General features: G+C 51.9%; 27 protein-coding genes. 18 read left to right on the forward strand and 9 right to left on the reverse strand.

What is annotated here, in order from left to right:
• Window positions 1-18: 18 nt before the first annotated feature.
• The 7 genes from OEU88_RS14755 to OEU88_RS14785 form a co-directional block, all read right to left on the reverse strand.
• A protein-coding gene (locus OEU88_RS14755; protein WP_262694959.1) for an IS3 family transposase occupies window positions 19-1,172 on the reverse strand; the annotation gives its coding sequence in 2 pieces (ribosomal slippage) (window positions 19-932 and window positions 932-1,172; 1,155 coding nt in all).
• Between the two features lie 51 nt (window positions 1,173-1,223).
• The gene (locus tag OEU88_RS14760; protein ID WP_262695976.1) at window positions 1,224-2,009 is read right to left on the reverse strand and encodes a nucleoside triphosphate pyrophosphohydrolase family protein; all 786 of its coding nucleotides are present in this window, start codon (window positions 2,007-2,009) and stop codon (window positions 1,224-1,226) included.
• Window positions 1,999-3,036 carry a nucleotide kinase domain-containing protein gene (locus OEU88_RS14765; protein ID WP_262695977.1) on the reverse strand — a complete coding sequence of 346 codons (1,038 nt, stop codon included), beginning with the start codon at window positions 3,034-3,036 and terminating at the stop codon, window positions 1,999-2,001. Before OEU88_RS14765 ends, OEU88_RS14760 begins: the two co-directional genes overlap by 11 nt.
• Window positions 3,026-3,835 carry a thymidylate synthase family protein gene (locus OEU88_RS14770; RefSeq protein ID WP_262695978.1) on the reverse strand — a complete coding sequence of 270 codons (810 nt, stop codon included), beginning with the start codon at window positions 3,833-3,835 and terminating at the stop codon, window positions 3,026-3,028. Before OEU88_RS14770 ends, OEU88_RS14765 begins: the two co-directional genes overlap by 11 nt.
• Window positions 3,825-4,733: an ImmA/IrrE family metallo-endopeptidase gene (locus OEU88_RS14775; RefSeq protein WP_262695979.1), complete on the reverse strand. Its 909-nt coding sequence runs from the start codon at window positions 4,731-4,733 to the stop codon at window positions 3,825-3,827. The genes OEU88_RS14770 and OEU88_RS14775 overlap by 11 nt, the downstream gene beginning before the upstream one ends.
• 12 nt (window positions 4,734-4,745) lie before the next feature.
• Entirely contained in the window at window positions 4,746-5,081 is a 336-nt protein-coding gene (locus OEU88_RS14780) for a helix-turn-helix domain-containing protein (protein ID WP_262695980.1), read from the reverse strand.
• Complete coding sequence (locus OEU88_RS14785) at window positions 5,078-5,392, reverse strand: hypothetical protein (RefSeq protein ID WP_262695981.1); 315 nt, start codon at window positions 5,390-5,392, stop codon at window positions 5,078-5,080. Before OEU88_RS14785 ends, OEU88_RS14780 begins: the two co-directional genes overlap by 4 nt.
• A 423-nt stretch (window positions 5,393-5,815) precedes the next feature.
• Between OEU88_RS14785 and OEU88_RS14790 the strand changes: the two genes are divergently transcribed.
• Window positions 5,816-6,181 (forward strand): hypothetical protein, encoded by a 366-nt coding sequence (locus tag OEU88_RS14790; protein ID WP_262695982.1) that lies wholly within the window; start codon window positions 5,816-5,818, stop codon window positions 6,179-6,181.
• Here OEU88_RS14790 and OEU88_RS14795 read toward each other — a convergent pair.
• A complete protein-coding gene (locus tag OEU88_RS14795; RefSeq protein WP_262695983.1) occupies window positions 6,162-6,419 on the reverse strand; it encodes a helix-turn-helix domain-containing protein in 258 nt (85 codons plus the stop codon). The genes OEU88_RS14790 and OEU88_RS14795 overlap by 20 nt on opposite strands.
• A gap of 601 nt (window positions 6,420-7,020) precedes the next feature.
• On the opposite strand from OEU88_RS14795, the gene OEU88_RS14800 reads away from it, so the two are divergent.
• From OEU88_RS14800 to OEU88_RS14850, 11 genes are read left to right on the forward strand one after another with little or no spacing between them, the layout of a single operon-like run.
• Complete coding sequence (locus tag OEU88_RS14800) at window positions 7,021-7,845, forward strand: DsbC family protein (RefSeq protein WP_262695984.1); 825 nt, start codon at window positions 7,021-7,023, stop codon at window positions 7,843-7,845.
• Window positions 7,842-8,204: a hypothetical protein gene (locus tag OEU88_RS14805; protein WP_262695985.1), complete on the forward strand. Its 363-nt coding sequence runs from the start codon at window positions 7,842-7,844 to the stop codon at window positions 8,202-8,204. Before OEU88_RS14800 ends, OEU88_RS14805 begins: the two co-directional genes overlap by 4 nt.
• 26 nt (window positions 8,205-8,230) lie before the next feature.
• A complete protein-coding gene (traL, locus tag OEU88_RS14810) occupies window positions 8,231-8,494 on the forward strand; it encodes a type IV conjugative transfer system protein TraL (RefSeq protein ID WP_262695986.1) in 264 nt (87 codons plus the stop codon).
• Entirely contained in the window at window positions 8,466-9,146 is a 681-nt protein-coding gene (locus tag OEU88_RS14815) for a type IV conjugative transfer system protein TraE (RefSeq protein ID WP_262695987.1), read from the forward strand. The genes traL and OEU88_RS14815 overlap by 29 nt, the downstream gene beginning before the upstream one ends.
• Window positions 9,127-9,927, forward strand: a complete 801-nt coding sequence (locus OEU88_RS14820) for a type-F conjugative transfer system secretin TraK (protein WP_262695988.1) — start codon at window positions 9,127-9,129, stop codon at window positions 9,925-9,927. Before OEU88_RS14815 ends, OEU88_RS14820 begins: the two co-directional genes overlap by 20 nt.
• On the forward strand, window positions 9,924-11,123 hold the full coding sequence (locus OEU88_RS14825) for a TraB/VirB10 family protein (RefSeq protein ID WP_262695989.1): 1,200 nt from the start codon (window positions 9,924-9,926) through the stop codon (window positions 11,121-11,123). Before OEU88_RS14820 ends, OEU88_RS14825 begins: the two co-directional genes overlap by 4 nt.
• Window positions 11,107-11,667, forward strand: a complete 561-nt coding sequence (locus OEU88_RS14830; protein ID WP_262695990.1) for a TraV family lipoprotein — start codon at window positions 11,107-11,109, stop codon at window positions 11,665-11,667. Before OEU88_RS14825 ends, OEU88_RS14830 begins: the two co-directional genes overlap by 17 nt.
• A gap of 4 nt (window positions 11,668-11,671) precedes the next feature.
• The gene (locus OEU88_RS14835; RefSeq protein WP_262695991.1) at window positions 11,672-14,230 is read left to right on the forward strand and encodes a TraC family protein; all 2,559 of its coding nucleotides are present in this window, start codon (window positions 11,672-11,674) and stop codon (window positions 14,228-14,230) included.
• Window positions 14,227-14,892 (forward strand): hypothetical protein, encoded by a 666-nt coding sequence (locus tag OEU88_RS14840; RefSeq protein ID WP_262695992.1) that lies wholly within the window; start codon window positions 14,227-14,229, stop codon window positions 14,890-14,892. Before OEU88_RS14835 ends, OEU88_RS14840 begins: the two co-directional genes overlap by 4 nt.
• The gene (locus OEU88_RS14845; protein ID WP_262695993.1) at window positions 14,885-15,862 is read left to right on the forward strand and encodes a TraU family protein; all 978 of its coding nucleotides are present in this window, start codon (window positions 14,885-14,887) and stop codon (window positions 15,860-15,862) included. The genes OEU88_RS14840 and OEU88_RS14845 overlap by 8 nt, the downstream gene beginning before the upstream one ends.
• A complete protein-coding gene (locus OEU88_RS14850; protein WP_262695994.1) occupies window positions 15,849-17,861 on the forward strand; it encodes a hypothetical protein in 2,013 nt (670 codons plus the stop codon). Before OEU88_RS14845 ends, OEU88_RS14850 begins: the two co-directional genes overlap by 14 nt.
• Before the next feature lie 8 nt (window positions 17,862-17,869).
• Here the strand turns inward: OEU88_RS14850 and OEU88_RS17735 are convergent, their stop codons facing one another.
• The gene (locus tag OEU88_RS17735; RefSeq protein ID WP_262695995.1) at window positions 17,870-18,760 is read right to left on the reverse strand and encodes a hypothetical protein; all 891 of its coding nucleotides are present in this window, start codon (window positions 18,758-18,760) and stop codon (window positions 17,870-17,872) included.
• A 420-nt stretch (window positions 18,761-19,180) separates the two neighbouring features.
• On the opposite strand from OEU88_RS17735, the gene traN reads away from it, so the two are divergent.
• From traN to OEU88_RS14885, 6 genes are read left to right on the forward strand one after another with little or no spacing between them, the layout of a single operon-like run.
• Window positions 19,181-19,915, forward strand: coding sequence for a conjugal transfer protein TraN (traN, locus tag OEU88_RS14860; protein WP_394805280.1), 735 nt, complete (start codon window positions 19,181-19,183; stop codon window positions 19,913-19,915).
• Entirely contained in the window at window positions 19,912-20,685 is a 774-nt protein-coding gene (locus tag OEU88_RS14865; protein ID WP_262695996.1) for a type-F conjugative transfer system pilin assembly protein TrbC, read from the forward strand. The genes traN and OEU88_RS14865 overlap by 4 nt, the downstream gene beginning before the upstream one ends.
• Window positions 20,682-21,185 (forward strand): S26 family signal peptidase, encoded by a 504-nt coding sequence (locus OEU88_RS14870; protein ID WP_262695997.1) that lies wholly within the window; start codon window positions 20,682-20,684, stop codon window positions 21,183-21,185. The genes OEU88_RS14865 and OEU88_RS14870 overlap by 4 nt, the downstream gene beginning before the upstream one ends.
• Window positions 21,182-22,039 carry a conjugal transfer protein TraF gene (gene traF, locus OEU88_RS14875; RefSeq protein ID WP_262695998.1) on the forward strand — a complete coding sequence of 286 codons (858 nt, stop codon included), beginning with the start codon at window positions 21,182-21,184 and terminating at the stop codon, window positions 22,037-22,039. The genes OEU88_RS14870 and traF overlap by 4 nt, the downstream gene beginning before the upstream one ends.
• A gap of 14 nt (window positions 22,040-22,053) precedes the next feature.
• Window positions 22,054-23,466 carry a conjugal transfer protein TraH gene (locus tag OEU88_RS14880; RefSeq protein ID WP_262695999.1) on the forward strand — a complete coding sequence of 471 codons (1,413 nt, stop codon included), beginning with the start codon at window positions 22,054-22,056 and terminating at the stop codon, window positions 23,464-23,466.
• The gene (locus OEU88_RS14885; protein ID WP_262696000.1) at window positions 23,459-26,803 is read left to right on the forward strand and encodes a conjugal transfer protein TraG N-terminal domain-containing protein; all 3,345 of its coding nucleotides are present in this window, start codon (window positions 23,459-23,461) and stop codon (window positions 26,801-26,803) included. Before OEU88_RS14880 ends, OEU88_RS14885 begins: the two co-directional genes overlap by 8 nt.
• Window positions 26,804-26,805: the final 2 nt, after the last annotated feature.

The following is a 26,805-nucleotide window of genomic DNA, read 5'->3' on the forward strand; positions in this document are numbered from 1 at the left end:
TGAGATGCCCCTAGTTTGTTAGACACCTTGCGATTTCATTTTAGTTTGTTGTTCAAAATCGACGGGAGACAACAACCCGTTGTTACCATGCTTTCTTTTTGGATTGTAAAACATTTCGATGTAATCGAAGACGTCTTGGCGAGCATCCTTGCGGGTTGCGTAGGTTTTGCGCCTGACGCGTTCGCGCTTTAACAGGTGGAAAAAGCTCTCAGCAACAGCATTATCATGGCAGTTGCCGCGCCTGCTCATGCTGGCTTCCAAATTGTGAGCGCCGAGGAACTTCTGCCACTCATGGCCTGTAAACTGGCTGCCCTGATCAGAATGAATGATCACCTTTTGCTTTGGTTTGCGACGCCAGACAGCCATCAGCAAGGCACTCAACACCAAATCCATCTGCATACGGGGTTGCATAGACCAACCCACCACGCGGCGGGAATAAAGATCAATGACAACGGCCAGATATAGCCACCCCTGATGCGTGCGAATATACGTAATGTCCGTGACCCAGGCATGATCTGGCAGGGCCACTTTGAAGTCTTGCTGTAATCTGTTGGCTGCAACAATCGCAGGTTTGCCACCGTAAAAACCAGCTTTGCGCCGGTAGCCTATTTGTGCTTTGACGCCCGCAATGCTTGCCAGTCGTGCCACACGGTTCGGGCAGCAGGTCTCACCGAGCGACCGCAGGTCGTCATGAAGTTTGCGGTATCCATAAACACAACCACTCTCAAGCCAGGCTTGTTTGATGAGCCCGATAAGCCGGTTGTCATCTCTGGCCCGCTTACTGAGAGGCTTCTTGACCCAGCCATAGAAACCACTGTGATGAACCTTCAGGACGCGGCACATCACCCGCACACGAAACACAGTTTGGTGCGCCTGAATGAAGGCGTACTTCACTACGCATCCCTTGCGAAGTACGCCGTTGCCTTTTTTAGGATATCTCTTTCTTCGGTGACTCGAAGCAACTCAGCTTTTAACCGCCTGATCTCAGCGCTGTCAGCAGCTTCCTGCTTGCGTTCCTTGCTTGGCTTTGAAAAAAGCTTCTTCCAATCATAAAGGGACTTTGTACAAACACCAAGCCGTTCAGCCACCTCTTTGACGCTGTACCCTCGGTCTGTGATCTGAGCGACCGCATCGCGCTTGAATTCTTCTGTATAACGAACACCTATCGGCATAATCTATAAACTCCTTGCTTCCATTTTATAATGAACAAGGTGTCTACAAATCTAGGGGCATCTCATTTCTTTAATCATTCTTAACAACGAATAGTCGATTGTATCAATTCCAACGAGGAAGTTACGCTGCGATGCGTAGGTGAAAATTAGAGCTACTAGGCCTTCATCGATTACCTTTGCGCGGCCGCCATCTTCTACTTCATCGATACGAGCTTCGCGAGCAGACTTGATTACCTTTGCTTCTTTGAGCAGTTTTCTCATTACCGGAGACCACCCTAGGACCGCTACAAATGCCAGATGCATTGCATCATGAAACTTGTAACCATCATCACTGTATGCATTGTCAGTGAGTGCAGCTCCAACATTTGTCTCTGGAGGTAACTCGTTTCCATTGATACGCATCTGAATTTTTTTATGGCCGTCAAGTTCGATTTCGCGAAATTCTATTTCAAAAGATTGAGGAAAGCGCCGGTCTTCGATTAGGTCGACGTCAAGTGCATCGATTGAGCAGGTATCGTTAAACCTTTCAAACGTCTTGTGAAGATTGTAATGGATAATTTCGCTTAATTTTAGATCAAACCTATCTGCGAAATTTGACACATACCAAATAATATCTCCAAGTTCTTCCTTAACTCGATCTCTGAACACCACGTATGCATCACCGTCTCTTAACCTTTTCTTGTATTCCGTAAGAAGGTCGCCCGCTTCACCAGCAAGGCCAAGTAGCGGAATAATGTCTTCCGTTAGCCCCTCAGCACTTTCTTTGCTGTAGGGAATTCTATTCGTGTCCCGGGCTTTTTGTTGATATTCATCGAACTCTAGTGTTTTACGATCCATGGTGAGCTCCCGTTGCTCTGACGTTTTCGTTGATTCCCCATTTTGGTGGAAACCAAAACGAGACCAAGCTTTCATGCGGTGCAAACTTTTGTTTGATGCGCGTTCTATTAGATTTTCCCACAATGTGCGGGTGCGATACGCGCGAGTATTTACTTATTTCACAAAACAGATTTTGGCAGTCGATGTATTGTAATTTACGACCCCAAAGGTTTTTAAAGTCTATTCCAAGCCTCGCAAATTCATCGTCTTGAATATCACACATGAACTTGATTAATTCTGCCTCATTTAGACCGCCGAGATCATAGAAACACTTGCTAATGCCGTCTAAAGCGCCAGGACCAGGGACAACAAATTCGGTTTCAGAAAAATCAACCACTTCACTGTAGTTAATGTCAGTAATATACTGATACGCTAAGAAATCCCCAATTAATGGATACCCAAACAGAACATCAAAGCCTTCCTGCATCGAATTACACGACTTCAGTTTTTGAACGATGCCGCTGGAGAACATTTTCTCCATAAGCATCAAGTGATTTTGGTGTTTTCGCTTGTTGCCAAACACATTACTGCCCGGATGCATAATGTAGGCTGCAGAATATATTTTCTGGCCCGCATCCATTGCGTGAGAAAGAACTTTATCATAGGCAGAGAAAGAGAAATTCGAGAGCGTAAGTTTTCCAAGTTGGTGTTCTAGATATTCCCATGTTTCAATTTTATTAAACAGTTTGAACAACAATATTCTAAAAACAATTTCATCATCCTCACTTGGTAAGTCTTCGCGGTAAATAACATTGCTGATTAGAAATTGACTTGCTCTATCTGCGGCTCGGTATGTGTTAGTAAACTTATACTCTTGGAGAATTGGATCATCAGTCCAGCGGTAATTGGAGCGCTGTAGACGACGGAAAAGTATGTTCTGCCGTTCGGCAGCAAAATACCAATATGTGTCCAAAAGAGGGGTGGCTATAAGTGGTTTTAAATGTTCAAGCTTTTCGCTTGAATCGTGCAGTTTGAAGTTAAGTTCCATTAGGGACTTTCGATTTGATTAAATTTACAATGTCTCTGAGAGAGGACTTCGGAAACCGAGAATCTCCAATTTTTTCCACACCAACCATAATATTCAATTGCGCGAGCTGAAGACCCATCTCATCGGCCATAAATTTAGCCAGATGAGCAAGCCCAAGAAAGTTTCCATAAGCTTTTCTTACAACCTGTTGTGTCGCGTAATTGGCATTTACGACTAAGCCTTTATCAGTTGGACAAAAACTGATTTGTTGCATACATGGAAAACTGGGAACTTGATCGTGAGTATGATCAATTCTTGGATTATGAATAGATGCCATCAGGTGAATTCGTGGTGGCCCTGCTTTGCCTCCGTTGGCTTTCTTATCGTTGTATCTATTTATGATGTATTCTAGCTGATTGGGAGAATTTTTATCATCGGCATCAAACATGACAAGGCGCTGAAAATATAGACCTTTTCGGTTCAATCTATTTTTTCGAAAACTCACGAAGGAATATTTATACAGGTCATAAAATAGCTGCCGATCGCCCTGTGCTATTTTCCAAATACGTTGAGGGAAAATTGTAAAAGCGACAATGCCAATAGAAGTTTGTTCTTTTGCTTCTAGAAGTGCATCTATAGCTGATCGTATTTCTGGGTCTTCTTCAACACAATTATTGTCGTCAAAGCCGTCAATGCAAACTGTCACAGGACCTCTTTCTCCCCCTGAGGCAGCATACATTGCGCATAGCAAGTCGCCCCAAGCGTAAGAGAGGTTTTGACGATGTATTGACGGTAAGGGTTCAGTGAGTTTAGCCATCATTTACCTCGCTAAGATGCCTGTATTTTGCGAGCCCTACATAGCCATTACGCCTTGATTTTCTTGATATTCTCGCAAAAAATGCCTGACCAAGCGTGCCTCCTTCAACGCGCGCTATGCCTTGATTGAGCGCCTGATACGCAAAGCCGCCCGGAACTTTTAACTCATCTGAAAACAGCGAGTCTGAAAAAATTAGGTTGTCCCGACTTACAATCCAGTCCCCGGTTTCCAAATCCAGTGTCTTGGCACAGCTATTTTGATCAACAAAAATGGCTGGGTCGGTTGAAGTAAATCCAAGCGCAATGTTTCTCAGCAATTGAGGTGTGGATTTTTTTAGGCTCTCGAACTGATTCTTCGAAATGACGGATAAACCAAAAAAGAGGTGATACAATACCGTCGTGTATCCGACCTTAAAATCACTTGAGATCGCCCAAATATCCTGCGGAGTTAATGCGGGACTATTTTGCGTTCTAATGTTGAGAGCTTTCCGCATCCCCAGCGTTGGCATCAACAAATGCGATGCAAAACGATCGGCAAGAAACTCTTTTGGGTCATGAGAGCTTTTGATCTCAGAAGTTGACTCGATCTCATGAATTGTCGAACCGTGTTCAAAAACATGATGCCCCAATTCATGCGCACAGGTCATATTTCTGCGCACCAACGGCCTGAGGTTTGAGATTAAAATTTTTGGCTTTGCCGCCCGGTTGTACATCCCATCCATATTAATATCTACGAATCTAACGCTCACGCCATGTTTATCACAAGCATCATAGATACAAAGTGGTTCGATTTGGTCATAGCCAAGGTCAACGCGAGCTTTACTAGCTGCCCGCAAAGCAATATTGGCTAAAAGCCGAGTATCAAACGGTGGTTTCTGATATTTTTTCATCAATGCCGTCATTCATACAATTTCCTATGTATCCCTCATAGAGGATATGAGGCGCAACAACTTTTCCAAATCATCTGGTTTAATTTTGGCAAGCTCCCTTGCAGCAAGTTGTATACGTGGGTCATTTGTTTCGAGTGTTTCGTTAATCTCACCCAGAAGCCATGCGCCACTTACCTCGTAGGCCTCTGCAAATGAATTGATCTCGTCAGCAGAAACTCGTCGTCTGCCAGATTCAATCTCACTAACGGTAGGCCGGTGTAGGCCAAGGATTTTGGCCACTTGACCTTGTGAAAGACCAGCAAGTTTTCGGGCTTCCTTTAGTCTAGCCGAGATATCCGATTTCTGGTCTTTCAGTGTCATGTCGTAAGGCCGTTAGTTTTAGAGTCATTATCATTTTCAACAACTACAGCCATAATTCTTTGAACGCACTCGTCCAGTGTGAGCTCTTCGTGTGTTTTCTCGTTATAAAATATATTCTCTTCGGCAGGAATCTGTTTACCTATGTATGCACTTATCATCGCCGAAGCTGTGGGCCATATCTCACTAGTGAAATTCTGAATATCCTTACCCGGCTTTGTATCGCCTTTGATTTCTGGGCAGTCGTATCCACTTATCGCCTGAATTTCTGCGATTACATTCTTTACTGCAACGCTTAGGGCCTGTGGTTTCATAGCAAATCCTTCCTCTTACATTACGTAAGATATTCTTACATTTGTAATTTGTCAAGAGATGCATTTTTGTTCTGTAAAGGGGAGAGGAATGTCTGCTTTTGGCCGAAGGTTGCCCTCTCTATCCGGTCGGGCTGAATGACCGCAATGGGTCAGGAGAAGACGGTTCGACGGAACATCTGAAGGTCTGCTTTGCTGTGGGAAAGCTGTCCTTCACCTTTGGTGGTACTGCGGTGATTCAACTTGCATTGATAACAGAGACAGTATGATACTTTATTGTATTGATTAGAGCGAAAGCAGGTTAGCTGCGCTCTAATAGTATGACACTTTAACTGCCAACAATAATAACCAGCTTAGCACTACTGCGATTTACAGTCCGGCTTAGTATGAAACTTTATTGTGTGACTACAATTAGACGGAGGGGCTATGGGTAATTCCAAGCACCATACTGAAACCGGCAATGCGGACGCACCGCGCCGGCAAAGAATGGCGGATAACCATTATTTGAGGCTTCAGTGCGCCCAAAAAGGATGGGTACTCAAAGGTGCAATTAAATCTCTTGGTCTACGCGTATCGGACATTGCGAAAGAGATTGATGTGTCGCAGGGTCATCTTTCAAAAATTCTCGATACCTACTGTGAGCTGGATATAACAACTTGTGAAATGTATTTGAAGAAAGTAGAAAGCGCCCTGGCGCTTCGCGGTGTGCGCATGACCGATAGTGACGACCAGATTATCGTCGTTTATGAACGATCAGATTGGTCAATAGATTTCAAGATACCAACCGATTAGACTTGGAAGTGCTTCCTGTGTTTTCGCGCATCAATTCGCCCCAAAATATTGCCATTGACGGCGGATCGGTGCCCATGGCACGGGCAATTTCGGCAAGCTCGCCATCTGTTGGCGGCTTGCCGTTTTCGATTTGGTTGTAGCGCACGGGCCCAAGACCAGAGGTCCAGCCCACGTATTTTTGTAGCAAGCCTTTACGCTCACGCATGGTTTTGATAGCGATACAAAAAGAAGGTTCCATGTCCCGTCCCCCACCTTAGTCGTGCGAAAGACCTATTGCATTGCCTCGCTTCGACACTGGCAGAATTAGTTCCTATTAGTCAGGTGAAAAACCGACAAGCATCTTTTGTCTATCTTTACCCGAGCCCCCTTAAGTTTCGTTTATTATACCCTGAGTTGTATTAAATTCAACCATATTTTACATAGGAATGAATGGCGTAATTATGAAGTTTTGTTACGGCACTCAACATATCTCAAAAATCAGCTGATTCATGTGACCAGTTTTATGCGAGTTAAAAAAATATACATAATTGATGCATAAACAGAAATAATTTTGCCATGAATCCAATGTGAAGCAGCCGTAGAAAAATAGTGTCAATTCAATATTATAGGATTGGCGATACAAAAAATTAAGAGGGTGGCATGCCACCCTCGTAATCGTTTTTCCTTTGAAATTTCGACATTCGGCGGAACCCTAATGGTGCGACCTGACGGGGGAAGCGGTCATGTGGTTTTGTCCTCGCTTCAAAAGCCACCGGCTTAAAAGTTTTTCTCCCAAACGGTGTTCATTGCCGCCGTGCGGCGTTTGATCGTTGTGTGCGATCGCCATTGGAGAATGACCTATGATTATCCACCGAATAGTAAAATCGGGCACCGTAGCAACCGCGTTGATGCTGAGCGCTTACGGCCTCCCATTGTGGGCTGAAGACGAAAACACTGCCCAAAGTACCGCCCAGAAGACCGAGCAGAAGATCAATCCTGGCATGGACCATATACAAGCCCAGGCCGAGCAGTTGCTCAAGTCGAGCTTCTCAAACTTTCAGTTCTATTCGATCAAACCGTCAGCTGTTGCCGGCCTCTATGAAATCGATACTGGCGGCAACATCGTCTATTATTCGCCGGACGCCAGCGTTTTGATCTTCGGCGAAATGTATAATGATCGCGGCGAGAATCTGTCACAAGTCGCCGTCGCTGCCGCAGCCGCTGAACGGCTCAAGGATTTGGATTTGAGCGTCGCGCTCGAGTTCGGCCCAAAGGGCGCACCGCTGCTCACCGAATATTCCAATCCTCTCTGTGGTTGGTGCCAGCGCTTGCACGGCTGGTTCGACAATGAAGGGCGCGAGCTTGCTGTGCGCCGCCAGATCATTTTTGCCGTGGGGCATTCGCGCCAATCACAGGATCTGGCCGAGCATATTTTATGCTCCGACGATCCTGAGCGAGCATTTGCGGATGTGTATAACCGCAAAATCCCGGGGCGACTGCTGCGCTGCGAAGACGGCAATGCCCGTGTGCAACAGCATATCCAGATTACGCAAGCGGCGGGCGTTTCTTCCACGCCAACCTTGTTCGCAGGCGGCGAACGCATCCAAGGCTTCGATGAGGTGAAAATCCGTGAGTATCTCCTCGCTGCAAGCTCTCAAGAAACCCCAACAGGAGAAGACCAATGAGTATTTGGAGCAATCCGTTTCACACCGCGGTGTCAGAGCCGGCCAGCATCCGCGCAGGTGGCACCATTCTCAAAACCCTGGACCGTACCGCACTGATAATACTTTTGGTGGTCGCATCGGCGCCGGTGCTCGCTTTCACTGCGCCTACATCTGGTGATCTCGCGTTCGAGATTTACGACGTTATCGTCAACGACGGCATTGAAGGCCCCATCGGTGCGATGATCGCGGTCGCAAGCGTGGTCTTCGGCATCTTCGGCATTGCCAACCGTAACTGGTGGGCCATGGGCGGCGGTTTCGCTGGCACAACGGCGATGGTTGCAGGCGAAGACATCGTCACCACCGTTGGTTTTTTAATCTAACACCCCCTGCACCTTGGAGAGGACATATGGAACGGATGCCGCAGTTTCTTCACAAACCAACGAAGTTCATTGGCCTTGAGGATCAAGAATTCGCTGTAGTTTTCCTGGCCTACGTCCTCTCACTTTTTTTCAAGGGATATTCATTTTTCTATTTTCTCGGCGCAGCGGCGCTCTTCGTTCCGTTCAAACGGTCCAAGCCACGCGGCTATATCGGGCATCTTTTTTACCGTGCTGGCTTCGGCAAACTGTGCGGATACCCGGTTGCTGTCGCGGAGAAATTCCGTGAATGAGCAAACGCCATACAAAGCTTATGATCCAGTTGGGCAATCCAATGAAGTGCCGTATCCGCCTTTGGTTAAACGGTTTACCGACGCAACATCCAACATCTGGGCAGAAAACCGTGTTCTTCGCTTCCTGTCGGTCTGTGTGCTCGCCGCCTCGATTGTCCTCGGTTATCTGGTTTTAGCGGTAATGGATCAGCAAAAGACAATCGTTGTGCCGTTCGGGCAGGGTGTTGAGCATCTCTATCTTGTTGGTGACAAACCCTCTGAAGCCTATCTGGTTGCGATTTCGCGTAATGTTATCCAGCTCGTTGGCACATACACCACGAGCGGTATTGAGTTCCAACTGGATGAAGTGTTGAAACTTGTCCACCCCAAAATACATGCGGAAAAACGGCAGGCATTTCGCCGCGAGGTGAGCCGCCTCAAGGACTTCCGCGAAATCTCCTTCGCGACTTATATCCGCTACGACGAAGAGTTTGGGTTCGGAGACGGCGTAATCCAGATCCCGGTTCGCCGGGAACGGTTTGTCGGCAAAAGCAGGACAACAGACAGCGGCTTCTACCGTCTGGACTATCTGGTTGAAGAAGGTCGGTTCTGGCTCACAGACATCAAATTCCAGCGCAAAGGGGAGGTCTCCAATGAGCAAGTTGTTAGTTAGGCATGCCCTCAAGTTGGCACTAGCATTCGGGCTATCAGCTGGCCCCGCAGCTGCAAGTTCGGCGCAAAGCCCACAGCAGGCCGATGCGCCGCAAACCAGTGCACCGCACCAAACGGTTCTTCCGGGTAACCCGACTGCAGTGGTTTTGTCGAACCGTGATACAAACCGCATAGTTTGTGTCGCTGGCCAAATTGGCGGTTACCGTTTCTCGGAGGAGAAAGGGGCTATTGTTGATGGTAGCGGCAATGAGGCTTTCATCAAGTTTCAGATTGAGCGCTTCGGTGAAGATCAAAAATACGTCAATATTCGCTCTGAGTTTTATTTCCAGTGTGCAGGTGTCACCTACACGCTGCTTTCCGCCCCCGGCGACATCGCGGCGCAAACGGTCTATTTGGTGCCAGGCTCCGGGCAGGACGAGAAAGCCAATCGCATGACATTTAAAGCGCTTTCAGAAGAAGAGCGGGCGGTGACAATGACGCTCAGCATCTTGAAAGATGATATTCCCGTCTCCTTCACAACAAAACCATCAGCTGAGCCCTACAATCAGCATGTTCTGAAGCGCGTTGATGTGCGGCTGGTTAAGGAAGTCGCGGCTGTAGGCACCGGCTATAGCGCGCGCGAATATTTGCTGCGAGCAAGAAGCGACGTTGCTCTGGCTGAGCGCGATTTCCTCAAGCCTTTCTTCGGCGCTTCAATTTATGCAGTTACCTTAGACCGGCTCAATCTGAAAGCGGGCGAGGTAGGCCGGGTAGTATTTGTCTACCGGGGGGAGCCGTCATGACGCTTGCCGACAATCTGAAAGAGAAATACGGCGTTCTGCCATCGAAGAAAAAACAGTGGCTGATTATGGGATCAATCATGGTTTTTGCCTTCCTCGTTTTTTGGTTTTCTGTCAACTCCGGCGACAAGCAAGATGCCTCCCAGGAACGCAGCGCCAAGACATCCGAATCGCTGACGATCACGTCCGACCTGATGGAGGACACGCTGCGCGAGAGTGTGCGCGGCGAAACCGATGCCATCAACGCACGCATGGGTGATCTGGAGCGACTGGTTGGTGATTTGATCAAACGCCTGGACGAAACACACCAGCCGCCAGCCGCGAAAATGCCTGAAAAGAAAATACTGATAACTGAGAAGGATATTAAGCCAGCCAATGAGCTTGAAGACCTGGCACGCCCCGAGGCACCCCGCTATCCACCTGCTATCGCCCCTTCGGGTAGCGGGGCTGCTACCAGCAACCCTGACCTGCAAGTCAACGTTATTCAGGTCATAGGCGGGATAGGCGGCCTAAAGCCTGTGCCAGCTGTTGAAAAAGTGGCCCCAAAGGCCAATCAAGTCTATTTGCCTGTCGGTTTGATGGAAGCTGTGGTGCTGACCGGGCTCGACGCGCTGGTAGGCAACCAGGCGCAATCAAACCCGGAGCCCATTCTTGCTCGCGTGCAGACGCCGGCCGTGCTGCCAAACGATGTGCGGGCCAATCTGAAGGGCTGTTTTGTCGTCGGCAACGGTATTGGCATTCTGGCGAAAGAGCGCGTGGATGTGCGAGCCGTCTCGCTGAGCTGTGTCGACGAGCGCAACCGGACCGTTATCGACCAGCCGATCAAGGGCTATTTTGTCGATACAGATGGCAAAAAGGGATTGTCAGGCAATGTTGTGACCCGCGACGGCGCGATCGTCGGTCAGGCGTTCGCTGCAGGACTACTTGAAGGGTTCGGCGGTGTCGCGGAAGCGTCTGCGGGAACCCAGACCATCTCGCCGCTCGGATCGACCCGCATTTTCGATACGCAGGAAGCCGTCGTTGCCGGTCTTGGCAAAGGCATTGGCAGTTCGGCAAATAGCCTCAAGGAATTTTACCTCGATCTGGCAAAAACCATCACACCAGTGATCGAAGTGGGTACTGGCAAACGCGCCGTGCTCGTTATCCAAGAGGGTGTTTATCTGGAAATCAAGGAGGTTGATCATGTTGCGGGTAGCTAAGGTATGTTTCAAACGGTGTTTGATAGGCGCGAGCGCTCTGCCGCTATGCGCGTGCGCCTCGTTATTCTCGGCCTATGACAGTGATTTTAGCTGCAAAAACAGCGACCACGGCGGCTGCGCGCACCCACTGGAGGCTTACGCGCAAGCACGCACGGAGGAAGCGCCTACATTCGCCGCTGCGCCGGGTTTGGCCGCAAGCGGCGGCGCAGACAAGCATCTGGAGCACGACAGCCATGATCTTGGCCGGGTGGCACAATCAAACGACTACCAATCATACCAGGATGCCAGCTACAGGGAGCTGGGTGGGCTTATCGCTGCGCCGCAAACGCCTGTCCTTGCGTCAGCGAAGACCGTGCGCACGCTAATCCTCCCCTACACTGACCCCAATTCGAGCGGACGCCTTTATATGCCGCGCTACGTCTATTCGGTTCTTGAGAATGCGCGTTTCGTCCTCGGCAATTATCTGCTGCAGCCCGGTAGCGGGCTTACACTGGAAGCCTTGTTTGGCTCTAAAGCAGCCAGCGACGCTGAAGCCCAGGAGTGATCTGATGTTTGAATTTCTATATGGCAGGCAAGGCGGCGATACTCAGAAGGGTTGGCGAGGCATGCTGGAGCGTGAGCCGCTCTCTGATTTTCTGCCATACCGAAGTTACAGCGAAACAGAACAGCTTTACAATCTGACCGACGGCTCGGTTGGACACCTTTGGGAAATTCTGCCAGTAGCCTATGCAGGAGAACAAATTCTAGCCGCGGTTAAACGGCTTTTGAATATGGATATGCCAGCGGATGCGCAGCTTCAGTTTATTCTCTATGGGGACCCCTATATCGATGATTATCTCGACAGCTACCAAAGCCTGAAGACGCGCAACCGCAAAGTCGTCCAGGATAATGTTGCAAGTTATGTCAAATTCTGGCGCGAGAACAGTGGAGGTGCGCGCCAGCTCCGCGGCATTCCACTAAGGAATTTCCGGGTGTTTATTGCACTTAAGTCCGGCAGGGCGCTCGACCAGGATGTTGTTGCGTCGATCCGGGAATCGCTTGCTAAATTCGGCGTTCGATCAGTGCCAGCCGAGGGACCGGACGGCCTTCTCGCAATTCTGCGAAGGCTTTTTAGCGATATGCGCGTGCGCAAAAACGGGACCTGCGAAGATGGCAAGCCGCTGAGAAAACAGATGTTGGGCGCGGGCGAGCCCTATATGTTCAAGGGTGCCTGTCCGAAGATTGGTGCGCAGTACGCCCGTTGCTTCACCCCGCAAGCGATACCAAAACAGGTATCTGCCGAAAAGATAAACCGGCTCTTTGGCGGCATTATGGGGATCATGGACGATACCCGGCAGATCACTGCGCCGTTTCTCTATTCGATGACCGTATTCTTCAAACCCACCAAAACCGATATTTTGACCAAAGCACATGTGACCGGCTTGCAGAAAGGCGGTGCCAAATTCTCAACTGATCTGGAACGGCGCACCGAGGAGTTTCAGTGGATCAGTGATGTTATCGAGAGCGGCGAGAAGGTTCTCAGGTTTGTCCCGATTATGTGGGTGTTTGGTTGGGACCAGGATCAGGTTCGTGAGGCGGTAAGCCGCGCCAAGGGCATGTGGAATGATCTAGGCTTTGCTGTTCAGGATGAAAGTTATCTAAACAAGCCGCTTTTTATCATGAGCCTGCCGTTCGGGTTTTACGACGAAGGCAACAACCTGCGAACCCTTGACCGGGACTTTATGGCGCCAGTATCGACGCTCGCGCATCTCATCCCGGTGCAGGGAGACTACCGCGGAGCAGGCAAGCCATCGATGATGCTGGTTGGCCGCAAGGGTCAGCTTGTCACCGTTGATCTGTTCGATCCCGGCAACAATAACCAGAATTTTCTGGTGTCTGCGGAATCAGGCGCGGGTAAATCCTTCTTTCTGAATTATCTGACCAACCAATATTACGCGCAGAACTCGAAAATTCGTATCATTGATATTGGCTACTCCTACCAGAAAATGTGCTCGCTGATGGGTGGTCGATTTCTCGATATCGGCGCGGATGCCAAGCTTTGTATCAATCCTTTTGATTTCAAAGCCGGGGACAAAGAAGAACTGGACCTTGGTATTCAAACTGCGTCGGCCGCGCTTGGTCTTATGTGTTCCAGCGCGTCGGGACGCGATCTGGATGAGGAATCGCTCAATCTCCTTCGCTTAGCCAGCCGCTGGGTGATCGAGACCGGGCGCGGTGCCACCGGCGTTGATGCAGCGCGCGAATTTCTGGCCACCTTCCCGGATCAGATTGAAGCCTTCGACGAGGCAAAGGTCGCGTTTTTGATCGACCGGGCGCGGGCACTTGCGTTCAATCTCCAGCCCTTTTGCAGCGAAGGAGAGTATGGCAGCTACTTTAACGGTAAAAGTACCTTTGACATCTCCAAGGATGATTTTGTCGTTGTTGAATTGGAACGCTTGCGCCAATTTCCCCAATTGTTCGGGGTGATTGTGCTGCAGGTGATGAATGCGGTAACACAAGACCTGTATCTGGGCGACAGGTCCGTGCCGAATTTCATTCTATTTGAAGAAGCGGCTGCCTTCCTGAAGGAAAATCTGGCCGGTGGCCGCGCCAAAAACTTTAAATCGGTGATCGAAGCCGGATACAGGCGGGCGCGCAAATATAACGGGGCCATTGGCACGGTCATCCAATCGGTGATGGATCTTAAATCGTTCGGCGACGTCGGCGAGGTCATTTGGGATAACGCCGCCACCAAGTTTCTGCTTCAGGGCGAAACATACGGTCGCGCCGCCGCTGCAAAAGTTATCGACCATGAAGGGTTTGCCCTTGAGCTCTTGAAGTCGGTTACCAACAATAAACCTAACTATTCTGAGGTTTTTATAGATAGCCCGCATGGTATTGGTATCGGGCGGCTTGTGGTCGACCCCCATACCTACTGGATGAACACATCTGCGGCAGATGAGGTGGCGCGCTACTCCAAGCTTGTCGCGGTTGGTCTCACGCCCGCTCAAGCCATTGAGGCCCTGGTGAACGGTACCGATCAAGCTCTATTGGCAAAACGATTAACACCCCCTGGAGCAACAAGGTCAGGGATAAAGAAATCAGAGGAAGTGAGGGCAGCCGAATGATGGCCGTGCTCTTGATATCAGCCAGTATCTTCCCGGCGGCAGTTGATAGGCCCTGGTCCATGTCGCTGACGGATGGTCGCCAAGTCGACCGGACTGTGATCGGGCAGACATATCCGATTGTCGAACCTGACGCTCTGGCAGAGATTGAGGCACGCATCGCAAAGACCAAATTTGACCCCAAGATTTTCGGCAAGGAACATGAATGGTCAGCGCTTCAGTCTGCAATTTTGCCCGACACTGACACATATGAACGCCGGGTGGTCGTACCTTTCTTCGCGCTTAGTTTTGATATTCCCGACCAAGACGGCGGCGTGCTTTATCCAGCCGGTTATACTTTTAACCCGCTCGAGTATCTAAAGCTGCCATCGCGTCTGATTATTGTCGCCGAAGATCAGATCCAGTGGGCGCTCACAACAGCTGAAACCGCTGACATGATTATTTTGTCAGGCGGCAATGCACTTGAAGCCACAAGGGAGTATGGACGGCCTATTTTCAAGCTCGAGGACCGGGTGCGCGAGCGCCTTGACCTGCGCTTTGTTCCGTCAATTGTCGAGCAGGAGAAAACATACTTCATTGTTGAGGAAATACCGTTTCCCTCCCGTGCCAGTGAAATGAAAGGCGAAGAGACCCCAGCCGGGCCTTCGGAAGGAAGTGATGATTAGAAAGCTTGTTATCATTGGATTTCTGACTTTTGTGGGAACGGTATCAGCAGTAGAACCGGCAACAGCGTCGCCGTGCGATCAGGGTTTTATCAATCCACTCACCAGCGTGCACTGGCCGTGTATTTTTCCGGTTCAAATCGCGGGTATCAGCATTGGGTCCAAATCGCCGCTGGACGCTGATAATCCGCGCTCGCCCATCTGCTTTTGCCCCAGTTCGTTTGGTATTCCGCTGCCCGGCATTCGGGTTAATTTTTGGGCTCCCAATCGTTGGATCGATACAGTGGAAAACCCCGGGTGTATGATGCCGCTCGGCGTTGATATTTTGGCAGAAAACGGCCGGTTACACGGCAGCACACGAAACACACACCGGCAGGGAACCACCTTCGCGCAGACCCATGTTTATATCGCGCCCGTATGGGCGATGCTGGGACTGTTTCAGGATATTCCCTGCTTGGAGACACGCGGCTTCGATGTGGCGCTAATTTCCGAAGTGTTACCCACTTACCAAAACGAAGTGCTTGGCTCAATCATCAACCCGGAAGCGGTTCTGTTTGGCAATCCTGCCGCGTTGTTGGCCTGTGTTGCAGATGCCGGAGTTAGCCACACAGGCGGTACTATTGATGCTCTCTTTTGGTGCATGGGCGGGTGGGGCCTGACCTACCCGCTCGGCGGACGGTCTTCGAGCGCTGATCATGTGGAAGCAAACGCCGCCATAGCCGCCAAACAGATATTTACCGCAGGAAGGCTCGGGCTTGCCCGCGAAAGCATGAGGAATGGGTGCGGCGAGCGCTTAGCGCCGATCTGGACCAAGTCGCTCTATAAAATGCAGGAGATGCGCCCGGTCAAACAATCAAGCTGCGTGAACATTGGGCGTACGGGTCTCTTGTGGAGCAGTCTCAAACATCCCGTTACCCAAGATAATTACGCTTGGCAGGTTTTTGAAAAGGTATTTTGCTGTGTCACCCCGTAACATACTTGCAGTAACGCCGGCTTTTGCATTGGCCTTTGGATTGATCTTTGTTAGTGCCTGTATTTTGTCTGCCCATACTTTATCTGCCCATACTTCATCTGCACAGGACAGCGATGCTCAAAAGGATGCAGCCCAGCAAAGCTATGATGCAATCAAAGCACTGTTCGGCGACAAGCAAGCTTTTGAGCGGAACTTTACCGCCCCGCTGACCAGTGGCAGTCGCTTTACTACGCTCGACGGCAAAACCAGTTTCAATCAACGGCTGTCCTGTCCGGCGTCAAACAGTTATCTTGAGCTATTTTACGGTATTGGCAGCGGCGGTGATTTATCACCGATCAGCGTCCAGCAGGATACCAACTTTGACGGTCGCTATGATTGGAGTGTGGCCTTTAGCAACCCGGTCGCAGGCGTATGCGCAAACGGCATCATCACCTGCAATGCGGGCACATTTGATAATTGTGCCTCCTATCGCTGGTCTGCGGATGTAAGCACGCGGCTTGGTCTCACTGAGGTTGGTCTTGCCGAGTTGGCCGGATGTTACTGCGTCAATGATAGCTGCGGCGGCAATCTGGCTTTCTCCAACCGGTCAACCATCCTTGATGATCTGGCTGGTGGTATGGCGGGAGCCTTGATGGAGCGTGATCCGCGCTATGCGGTCAGCACGGTGAGCCGAGAGGATTTTCTCATCAAGCTTGCAGGCCAGGATGCGAGCGCCTGCGCGCCGGAACCGGATGCAGCGCAGCACGAGTATTTCGACACGCCCACGCGCCTTTCAAGTGATGCGTTCGCTGCAAGTTCCAGCGATACTATCTTTGGGCTCGTCTCAAACATACCTTCGGGTGAGGGTGTCCTACTAACCCGGAATGACTGTCAAATTGAACGGCAAGTGACGCTTGAGGAGGTTTTGCCAGCAGACATTATCAACCGTGTGACCGCGTCAACCGAATACGGTGAAGGCACCTGCGCCGGCGATCCCGATTGTTTCGAGTTTGCACTCGGTGATGACACCGACAACCATCTGGTCAAAAAAGGCTGCAACATATTCACCCGCGAGATTATCTGGAGCGTCGGCGAAGTAGAGCGAATTAGCGAAGCTGTGCTTACCTCGGCAACCTATGAAGACCAAATCCATATCAGCCTGAACGGTACGACGATTTTTTCAACGGGTGGCTTTAACGGCGTGTCGGACCCGAGCCAATGTCAGATTGATGATCAGGAAACAACCCAGGTCAATCGAAGCTTCCGCCATGCGCTCAGGGACGGCACCAACCGAATGCTACTCAAAATAGCCGTTCAAAAGCGCGGTAGCGGCCAAGTCCGTGGCCGCATACGCTACCGCCCCGGCTGTGAATTGGTGGAAACGCTCGACAATACATGTGCCTCTCATGCTTCCAACCAAGATTGCAGGTTGGTGGATGAAACTGTCGACGGTGTGCGTACCTGGTTAAAGGGAGGCCGTACCGGCGTGACCCCGATCGCGCAAACCCGCACACTTTACGGTGCTAAATGCACACAAACCTTCAGCCGCGACTGGTATCAGCGTGACCGGACTTATGAGTGTGAGGCATCCGGTGCTGGCGCGCGCGGTTTTGATTTTGCTCGTTCGGCCCATATTTATTCAAATTCTGCCATAGACCAGTTTTCAGATCTGCGGCCAGGTGGTGATGGAATGCTGCAGAATTATACCGGCAACTATAGTTTTGATGCTGAATACGGTATCGAAGCTTGCGAGAAAATATGCAAAGTCAGCATCGATGAAACTGACACTGAAGTGTCATCGAGCGGCGTCGCAGGCGCGCTCCTGAAAAATCCAATTACAAAAAAATATACCTATCATTCTTGTGCAGGGAATGTCTGCCCGGTTGGTCCGGGCGAAACCATCGTGAACGATTGTGGTTGTCTCAATGAATTCAACGACGCGGTCACGGTCATGCAAACCTTTCGGTTAGCGGGACAGGACCTGACATGTACCAGCGGCACACGACAAGCCTTACAGTAGCCATATTCCTATTTGGTGCTGTTGCTGTATTTAGCCCGAGCAATGGCCAAGATCTGACCGCATTGCAGGGGCGCACCTTTTGCGGCATCGACCGCAACGGCGACGGGGACTATGACGGCGAGGGAGAAATCGCAGACTGCGATAACGGCGTGTGTCCGCTGAGCGCCGCTGAATGTGTTACAAACCGTGTGCGCCAGGTCTGCGACGCGGATAAGACGCAGACCAGCTGCGCACCTGACGAGGTCATCAATGAATGTGAACCCGATACGGTTGTTCGCCGCTGCGACCCAGATACAGAGCGCCGTATCTGTGAGCCTGATACATCGCGCCGGGAGTGTACGCCGGGCCAGCCGTACGAAGAGTGCGACCCTGATAGGTCCCGCCGTGAGTGTGAGCCCGATACAACAACGCGTGTTTGCCAGCCTGCGGAAACTCACCGAGTGTGTGATCCTGATCGGACCAGGAGGGTTTGCGATCCAAATACCACAAGACGGGTTTGCGATCCCGCGACGACAAGGCGCCAGTGCGCCCCAGATACAACGCGCCGCGAGTGCGATCCCGCAACAACAGCGCGTATCTGCGACCCCGCCACAACGACCAGAGTTTGCGATCCGGCGACCAACCGCCGGGTATGCGATGCAGACACAATCCGGCGGGTCTGTACCACTGTGCGTAAGCCGGGTTGCACCGGCAGAAATACGCGCGCATGCACCGAATGTACAACAGAGACTGTCCCGGGTGCTTGTCGCACTATCAGTGTGCCGGGGGCATGCCGCAATGTCACAGTGCCCGGTACCTGCAGGAATGTTACCACCCCGGGGAGTTGCCGCGACGTTCGGGTTCCAGGGGCCTGTCAAAATGTGACCGTTCCCGGTGCGTGCCGCACTGTGACGGTGCAAGGTGAGTGTCGCCAAGTCACAGAGCGGGGCCAGTGCCGAAACGTTGAGGTGCCTGGGGTATGTGAAGATATCGTGACGGCGGGCGCATGCCGCACGGTCACCGTGCCCGGCGACTGTAGAACAATTAATCCGCCGCCAGTGTGCAGGGACGTCACCGTTCCTGGTGCTTGCCGCAGCGAAGTGGTTCCCGGCGACTGCCGCGATGAGCGGGTGCTGGGCGAATGCTCGCAGCGTGTGGTACCGGGAGAGTGCGTGCAAATCACTGTGCCGGGCCAGTGCCGCGATGAACCACTAGCGGACTCTTGCCCATTGGAAGGCGTTGATGAATGCTTCCTGGGGGGTGACGGTGTTAGTAGGTGTTCTGATACACTATGTGTCAACACAGCTGACGCGCCTATCGAAGAGTTGCAGCGGGAGCGTGTGGCTTACGTCAACGACGGTACAATTGATGCGAGCGGCGAATGCCTCAACGATGTGCAGGTTTTCACCGGACGGGGCATGGACTGCCAGCGGCCCGGGTTGCTCACGCTGTTTAAGAACTGCTGCAAAAATCGCGGCGAAATACTTACCGATAGCTCCGGCGGACTGGGCGCTGCAGCCACGGTATCGACAGTTACTGCGGTGTTTTCCGGGGCCAGTGCGGCTGTGAGCGCTCTTGCCAGCGGCGCAACAGCGGCAAGTGCGGCGAGCGCAGGGACGGCGGCACTAGCGGCGGCTGGCGGTCCCGCCATCATTGGAGCCGGTGTGTATCTGCTGTTTACCGAATTGCTTGGCTTCGGCTGTGATCAGCAGGACTTTGAGGCAGCACTCCTGGATGGTTCCGGCATGTGTCATTTTGTCGGCACATACTGTGTCGCCCGCATCCCCTTCATTGGGTGCATTCAAAAGGCCCGCTCCTTTTGCTGTTTCAACTCCAAGCTTGGGCGGATCATTCACCAGCAGGGCCGCGAACAGCTTAAAAACTTCGATGGATTCGGTGAGCCAAAAATGCCCGAGTGTCGCGGTTTTACTCCAGCTGAATTCCAGGCGCTCAACTTCTCCGATATGGACCTCAGCGAATATTACGACGAATTGGCCGCGCGCTCGGAGGCCCAGCTCAAAGACACTTTTGAACAAGGTCTGGATGCCTTCATTCAAGCGGGGAAAGACCAATGAGGAGAGCTGGAAATATAAGGTTTCGGCTGGCTAGCCGGTTTGTTGTTGGCTTGTTCATTCTCTGGTGGGGAGCGGGCAGCACGCTTTACGGCCAAAGCGAGAGCGAAGACACGCCTCCAACTAAAATTCAGGAAACATCTGAGGAGATTGAAAAGCGCGCCAAGGCAGTTGCCGACGCGCTCCGCGACAAAGGCATGGTGGACCTAACCAAACAAATGGGCTCTCGAGTTCGGGGAGCCCTCGGTATTACCGGCAGCGAGGCGGGAAGGGAAAAAGAAACTAACTTTTCTAATGAAAGGTCCGAAGGTTCTTTTCGAGCAATCCTCTTCGCCTCGCAGTCGGTACCCCTTGGGGTGCTTCGAGCATACGCGGCCCAGCTTGAGAAATCAAACGGCGTTATGGTGTTCAGAGGCATACCGGGGGGTATTGCCAAAATTCAGCCGATTGTTGAACTGACCCATAAAATCATTGTCAAAGACCCTGGATGTAACGGTCAGGACTGCGACGTATACGGTATCGGCGTCATCATCGACCCGCTGATGTTCAGGGCAAACGGTGTCGAGCGCGTTCCGGCTGTAACCACCGTTGACAGCGATCCCTTTGCCGCTTACTGCGAGCGACCGGACGAGGAAGCGGCAGCAGCGCTCGGCAGCTTCGTTACATACGGCGACGCACATCTTTCAGGCCATTTTCAAGCCCTCGTCGCGCTCGGTGATCGCCGGGCGCTCTCACTGTTGAAAACCCTTCAAAACACAGGAGAGGTCCGATGATCAGCTTTATCTGGTTCAATAGTATCAAGCTCGCACGTGATTGGCGGCGATCACTTCTTGTCCTGGCACTTGCACTTCTCTGGTTCGACGTTGTCGGTGAAGTCGCCGGGCGCTACGCGTTTAATATGACCGCCTCGGTTGACGGTAAAATCTTTAAAATGCGGCCTGATCTTGCGGTTGAGAAACAAGCAACGGTGATGTTCAAGCGAGATGATCCCCTGCTGCCGGCTGGCGTCAATCATATGACCAAGCATGTGCTTTGTTTTTCAGGGGACATTCTAAAACGTGACGGCCTCGACTTCTACTGTAACGGTGAGAAGATCACGCGCGCCAAAAGGGCGACCAAAACGGGCGACCCCCTGCGTGTTTTTGACTGGTCTGAAGGTCAGGTTCCTGAAGGCGTCTTTTTCGCGGGCACGCGCCATCCAGATGGCTATGACAGTCGTTACTATGGCTTCGTTCCCCTTGGCAGCGCGGTCATAGTGGAAAAAGTGTTATGAGCGCGCGTTCATGGGTAAAACGGACCGTCAACCTGATGGTCGTTACTTTCACGCTCTTTTGGTGCGTGGTCTCTGGCGCATTTGGGCAGCAATCAAGTGAGAAACGCGGGTGGAATTGGTACCAGGACCCACCAAAGGAAGCTGAGGAGATTAACCCCGATTTTGCTTATGAGCCCGAGCTGCCAACATTTGAGACGCTCACTCGAATGACCCCAAAAGCGGTCGGTGAGTTGATGGAAGCGCAGCTTTCCTTTGCCATTGTCAGCGAAGAGGTCGGCGAAGTCGCACAGTATTTCACCCTCCTTGATTTTGTCCGCCGCCGATCACGCACATTCACCGCGCTCACGGGTGTTGCCCTGCTCAAGAACCCGGTCCTGAATGCCCGCACCAGCTACCCAATCACAAACGCGGGCAGGACAGTACGAAGCCGCGAACGCAAGGCGGAAAAAGATACCCGTCTTCAGGCGGAGCGCGGCGAGTTTGCTCTGGTGATGTTCTCGTCTGATGGGTGCGGATTTTGCAGTGTTCAGTGGGGCGTATTGCAGGCCTTTCAGGACCGCACCGGCTGGAACGTTACCAAAGTGGATGTTGCAGATTACCCCGAACGTGCAGCCCGGTTCAATGTGACCGGTACGCCGATGACCATTTTGATCCGCAAAAACAGCCGAGAGTGGTTTCCGGTATCGGCAGGTGCGGTCAGTTTGCCCGAAGTGAGCGATAACGCCTACCGCGCGATCCGCGTCCTGAAGGGCGAAATCAGTGTCCAGCAATTCCTGAACAGTGAGAGCGATGACGGCGGTTTTTTCGATACCCGCAGCGCCGCTTTCGAAAACCACCTCGATCTGAACAAGTAATGAAGGAGCGACCGATGAAACAATCTTTTTTGAAGATACCTGCGTACCTCTGTATTTTGGTCTATTTGGGTTCTTTCAGTCTGTCCGCCACTGCCCAGGATTGGACCAAGGATTGGTTCGATTCCATGACCCACAGCGGACCTTCGTCCTTTTCGGGTCAGCGCCGCGGCTATATCCAGGGTGGTCAGTTCAATGGCCGGTTCAGGCTCGCGACAGACAATCCCTTTTCTGTCTCTCCGCCGCGCGTGCGGGCAGGCTGCGGCGGTATTGATTTGTTTGCGGGCGGACTTAGTTTTTTAGACCCCGAGTATCTTGTGGAAAAGTTTGAAAATATTTTGCAAGCCGCACCGGCGCTTGCCTTTTCAATGGCGCTTAAAGCGCACTGCGAAACATGCGAAGATGTGATGAGTAAGCTGGAGGCAACGTCATCATTTCTGAATTCGATTCAGGTCAATGATTGCAGGATGGCCAATCAGGTAGCAAAGCTCGTAACGGGCGATAATCCCGATTTTGTCTCGAACGTGCTTGAGGAGGCAACGGGGTCTCGGAGCCTGGAAGAAGCGGTCGAAAAACACTACCACGGCGCACAGCAATCGATCCGCGATAATGATAACCAGGTGCCTGTTGATCTGCACGATGAGGTGGCGGCTTGTCCTGCTGCCGTCAGGGAATTGTTTGCTGACGGGTCAGTGATTGATCACGCTGCTGAGCGTGTTGGCATGCTGGATATGGCGCCGATCGTCCGGGCATATATCGGTGATATTCTCATCAGTTGGCCTTCAAGCGAGAACGCCCCCACCATCCGCAGCATTGATCGTTGTCCGCGCGTTGATCGTTTCTCATCCTATGATTTTCTGACAGGTGAAGTTGAGGGCAGGCCAGCAAACGGCGGCCCCTGTAGCCGGGCAACAGCTGTGTCGGTTATTTCCATGGTGCGCCAGAACATGCTCGATATTGGCGCAGGGGTCAAAAGCAAACGCGCTTTCACCGCCGATGAGGTTAATTTTATCAACCAGTCGGCGCAGCCTGTTTGGGAAATTGTCAGAAACGGTGTTCTCAATGGCTCCCTTGATCAGGCCGTGGGCGCTTACGAGTTTCCGATCGCATCCTCGCTTGCCTACCGGGTCTTTGATGATCTGCTGACCAACATTGATTTCCTGATTTCCAAGGCAGCATCTGATGCAGCGACACCAGGTATCAGACCGGCAACTGGCGGTGAGACCATCTGCAATTTGGCGATCTACGGGGCTGCGCGCGCCAAGCTTGGCAGACTGCGCGAAGATCTGGTTGTTGCGCGGCGCGGCGCTTTTGAAGCCTACCAAGTTACCGTTCAGCAACAACATGCAATCTCTGCGCAAGCGGCACTTTTTAAGGCTGACCGGGCCACCACTGCAAAAGACTTTGTTAAGGCGCAGAGTGATGGTTGAGCAAGCTGGGCCGCGGAGCTTTGAATGCCTGTCAAAGGAGAGAAAAGCACCTCAAAAGGAAGTGGTTTTTTCACTTATTGGCGGGCTAAACCGCGAACGACGCAAGGGCGAGAGGGCGGTCCTTGAGGCAGCGCGCGCGTTGAAACACCTGACATTTGCGGGTGGGTTGGCTTTCGGTGCACCCAGTGCCGCCAATGCTCTGGAAATGGAATATATCACTTTCAATGGCTTCACGCAGGTCGTCACGGCGTTCCGGTATATTGGATTTTTCTTCTCCAATAGCGATTATGGCGCGCTGGTCTATATTGCTGCTGTCGTCGGATTTGCGGCTGCTGCGGTAATGGCATCGGTGAGAGGCTACCGCGAAGAAGGCACTTTCAAAAACTGGCTCTTTATGTTCGGGATTGGTGTCGGAATTTACACAGCTTTTATCACACCGAAAGGCACGATACACGTTTATGACAGGACATTGAACGCCTACGAACCGGTCACGGGTGTACCTGACGGCATTGTACTTCTTGCTGGCCTCACCAATCTGGCTGAACAGGTTGCGGTTGATATTGCCAATGCATCCAGTCCCATGCCATACGAAAACACAGCGGGCGGTATCGTGTTTCAACTGGTGCGCAATACATACCGGGCCGATCAGCCGCTCGACGATGAATATCTCTGGGAAAACATCAAAAACTATTATCTTGAGTGCGGGCAGGTAGCAGCAGCATTGCCTGGATCAGGTTTCAATCTAAACGCGGTCAATCGTACTTCAATCGACCTTCTGGCGACCTTCGCGAACGCAAAATCCAACGCTGTTGAGTTTCCTTACCGCAGCGAAGCCGACCCGCAAGGGACACTGACCACATGTACTGACGCCTATGCAAATATTCAAACGGCACTTACTGATCCCGCCACCTATAGTTCTCTCGTCGCCTCGCTTTGTGGCAGCGTTGGTTTTGACACAAGTAATGCGGCGCAGGCTGCCCAGTGCAATATGGTCCTTGACCAGATTATCCCCACTGTTTTTGGGCAGGCGGGTGACAGGTTGGTCTATCTTCGCTCTGCGGCGCTGGCGCTCGCTATGCAAGACGCAGCAGCCGATGAAAACCCCGAACGGGCGATAGCACAGGAAGCGAACCGGGCTGCCGTCACGCAAGGCTTAGGTCTGTTGGGGTTCGCCCAGGAATACGGCCAGTCAATCAGAGCCGGCTTTTTGGCGGCTTCAATGGCGACCTTGCCGATTACAATATTGTTTCTTGTGACCCCGCTGCGTTGGCGGGCACTCTCGCTCTCGGTTGGTTTTTTTGTCTTTGTTTCCATATGGGGAATTACGGACATTGGCCTTCAGGTGATGATTGAAAGCGTTGCCCGTGATGCTTTTGAAGAAGTGCGCCGAAACAACCTCGCCTTCAATGCCTTCATTCTTGCGCCGCCAGCGTCGGTTAAGGCACTGACGGTGTTTGGCTCAAGTCGTTTGATCTCTATCAGTCTTGCCAGCATTGCTGTTGTTGCTATCTTCCGCTTTTCCGGTGCCAGTTTCGCACAGCTTACCAGTTCGTTTGCGCGGCAAGGTGAAGCCATTGGCTCTGAGGCAGCCGAGAGCCGTCTCAATCCGACGCGGCTGGCAGGTGATACCCAGTCGAGAGCCCAGGCTGCGGGTGCTTTGAGCGGCCTTGGTGCAACGGGCCCAAGCGGGTTTTCCGGGATCGCCCAGCAATCAACAGGACAGTGGCTTCAGAATCTTTCCCGACACCGGGCATTTTCTGGAGCTGGTGCAGATGCGGGCGTTAGCGGCGCGGATATATACCGGTTTGCCGGAGCAACAGCAGGCGGTGAAGCGGCGGGGCGCGTGAGCGGTCTCGGGGAGCGAACTGGTTTTTCCGAAGCAGGATTGGCGACCGGTGCGCATGATGCCGCTGCAACAGGGGCAGAACGCGGTTTTTTGGATGCACAAACCTTTGAGACAAGCGCCCAATCGTTAGCTAAAGACCTCGACGTTGATGCGGGTACTGCGAAGGAATTGATCGCAGGATACGGTAATCAGCTTGCAGCTGGACGTGCCGCTGGCACGGGTGGTGATTTGAGCAGGACCTTCGGTGCCGCCCGGCAAGAGGAAAGTCAGCGCCTCGGCGGAGCAGAGGGTATCCGCGATGCAGCGACAAGGGCAGGGCTGTCGCCCGAGCAGATATCCCGGGCGGGCTCGTTTCTGGATACGCTCTATAGTTCGGGCGATACGCGGTTTGCCGGGAATGCCAGCGAAGGGGATTTTGATAATCTCACGCTTGGCGGGGAGCTTAGGCGCGAGCGGGCGTCCGGTGAGGCAGCAGGTGTTCGGGACGCAAGTGCCTATACCGGTAAGAGCCCTCAGGACCTGTCGTTGCAAGCAGCTCGCATCGACGCTGGAGGCAGGCTTATTGAGAATGAACGGCTTGCAGACTTTGCTGATGCCCACGGCATTAGTGTTTCAGATATTCAGAACGCGCGCGGCGCTAATTTGGAAACAGCCGTCAATGACCGGACGCTTGAGGCGTTTGGACAGTATTTGTCGCCGGACCAAACAGATATCGCACGGCCAGGCTCATCGCTTGCTTTTACTTATGATCCGCTCACCAATGAAGTGGGCAGAGTGGATGTGCGATCAGGCCGTAGCGGCTCGCAGGATGACAGTGTGCATGTATCAGATGGCCTCCGGGTGGATGCGCGGCAAGGCACCGAAGGCGGTCAAACGATCTTCCGTTATGCTGACCTTGCACAAGCGGGCAATAATAGCGGAACCGCGAGCTTTGGACGATTGCTTGAGAAGCATCAACAAGAGGGCTCGACGGAAACCTTCCTTGATAGCGTAGCGCAGCAATCGTCGAACTATCTGTCTGGAATTTCCGGTAAGCAGGTGAGCTACTATTCTTCAGATTCAGAGACTGGAACCAATGAGCTCTATGCTGGAGTGAAAGCTGGCGGCGGATTCAAGTTTTTTGGCCTTGTGGATGTCAGTGGCGAGGCTGGTGCTAGGAGTTCTCTTTCGGAATCTGATGTGGATACAAGTCAAAGTGTAAATAGCTATGATTATTGGAATGATGAAGTCCGGGATGTCTGGGATGAAACAATTGGTAATAAAGATTTTGAAGGTGATCGTGTCGATCAAGTCGGCGCTTTCCTGTCTGGCGTGTCCGATCTGCGCGGTCAGGCGCACGAAATCAAGGATTGGGTCAAGGAGCAGGGTGCCGACGATCATCAAGTCAGAGGACAGAAGGCTGCAGAACAGGTGGAAGAAAAACCTTCAGGCGCGAATGCAATGCCTAAGGGGTATTATGATAGTCGTTGGAGCGGATACCGACGCCACTGAGG

Source organism: Kordiimonas aquimaris (assembly GCF_025574485.1).
In the GTDB taxonomy this organism is placed as follows: domain Bacteria; phylum Pseudomonadota; class Alphaproteobacteria; order Sphingomonadales; family Kordiimonadaceae; genus Kordiimonas; species Kordiimonas aquimaris.

Coding starts and splice junctions, on each gene's coding strand:
- traL (WP_262695986.1), top strand. CDS start 8,231: ATGGAACGGATGCCGCAGTTTCTTCACAAACCAACGAAGTTCATTGGC.
- OEU88_RS14845 (WP_262695993.1), top strand. CDS start 14,885: ATGATTAGAAAGCTTGTTATCATTGGATTTCTGACTTTTGTGGGAACG.
- OEU88_RS14820 (WP_262695988.1), top strand. CDS start 9,127: ATGAGCAAGTTGTTAGTTAGGCATGCCCTCAAGTTGGCACTAGCATTC.
- OEU88_RS14825 (WP_262695989.1), top strand. CDS start 9,924: ATGACGCTTGCCGACAATCTGAAAGAGAAATACGGCGTTCTGCCATCG.
- OEU88_RS14880 (WP_262695999.1), top strand. CDS start 22,054: ATGAAACAATCTTTTTTGAAGATACCTGCGTACCTCTGTATTTTGGTC.
- OEU88_RS14870 (WP_262695997.1), top strand. CDS start 20,682: ATGATCAGCTTTATCTGGTTCAATAGTATCAAGCTCGCACGTGATTGG.
- OEU88_RS14765 (WP_262695977.1), bottom strand. CDS start 3,036: ATGGAACTTAACTTCAAACTGCACGATTCAAGCGAAAAGCTTGAACAT.
- OEU88_RS14805 (WP_262695985.1), top strand. CDS start 7,842: ATGAGTATTTGGAGCAATCCGTTTCACACCGCGGTGTCAGAGCCGGCC.
- OEU88_RS14885 (WP_262696000.1), top strand. CDS start 23,459: ATGGTTGAGCAAGCTGGGCCGCGGAGCTTTGAATGCCTGTCAAAGGAG.
- OEU88_RS14790 (WP_262695982.1), top strand. CDS start 5,816: ATGGGTAATTCCAAGCACCATACTGAAACCGGCAATGCGGACGCACCG.
- OEU88_RS14770 (WP_262695978.1), bottom strand. CDS start 3,835: ATGATGGCTAAACTCACTGAACCCTTACCGTCAATACATCGTCAAAAC.
- OEU88_RS14835 (WP_262695991.1), top strand. CDS start 11,672: ATGTTTGAATTTCTATATGGCAGGCAAGGCGGCGATACTCAGAAGGGT.
- traF (WP_262695998.1), top strand. CDS start 21,182: ATGAGCGCGCGTTCATGGGTAAAACGGACCGTCAACCTGATGGTCGTT.
- OEU88_RS14840 (WP_262695992.1), top strand. CDS start 14,227: ATGATGGCCGTGCTCTTGATATCAGCCAGTATCTTCCCGGCGGCAGTT.
- OEU88_RS14780 (WP_262695980.1), bottom strand. CDS start 5,081: ATGACACTGAAAGACCAGAAATCGGATATCTCGGCTAGACTAAAGGAA.
- OEU88_RS14800 (WP_262695984.1), top strand. CDS start 7,021: ATGATTATCCACCGAATAGTAAAATCGGGCACCGTAGCAACCGCGTTG.
- OEU88_RS14775 (WP_262695979.1), bottom strand. CDS start 4,733: ATGACGGCATTGATGAAAAAATATCAGAAACCACCGTTTGATACTCGG.
- OEU88_RS14795 (WP_262695983.1), bottom strand. CDS start 6,419: ATGGAACCTTCTTTTTGTATCGCTATCAAAACCATGCGTGAGCGTAAA.
- OEU88_RS14785 (WP_262695981.1), bottom strand. CDS start 5,392: ATGAAACCACAGGCCCTAAGCGTTGCAGTAAAGAATGTAATCGCAGAA.
- OEU88_RS14760 (WP_262695976.1), bottom strand. CDS start 2,009: ATGGATCGTAAAACACTAGAGTTCGATGAATATCAACAAAAAGCCCGG.
- OEU88_RS14830 (WP_262695990.1), top strand. CDS start 11,107: ATGTTGCGGGTAGCTAAGGTATGTTTCAAACGGTGTTTGATAGGCGCG.
- OEU88_RS14865 (WP_262695996.1), top strand. CDS start 19,912: ATGAGGAGAGCTGGAAATATAAGGTTTCGGCTGGCTAGCCGGTTTGTT.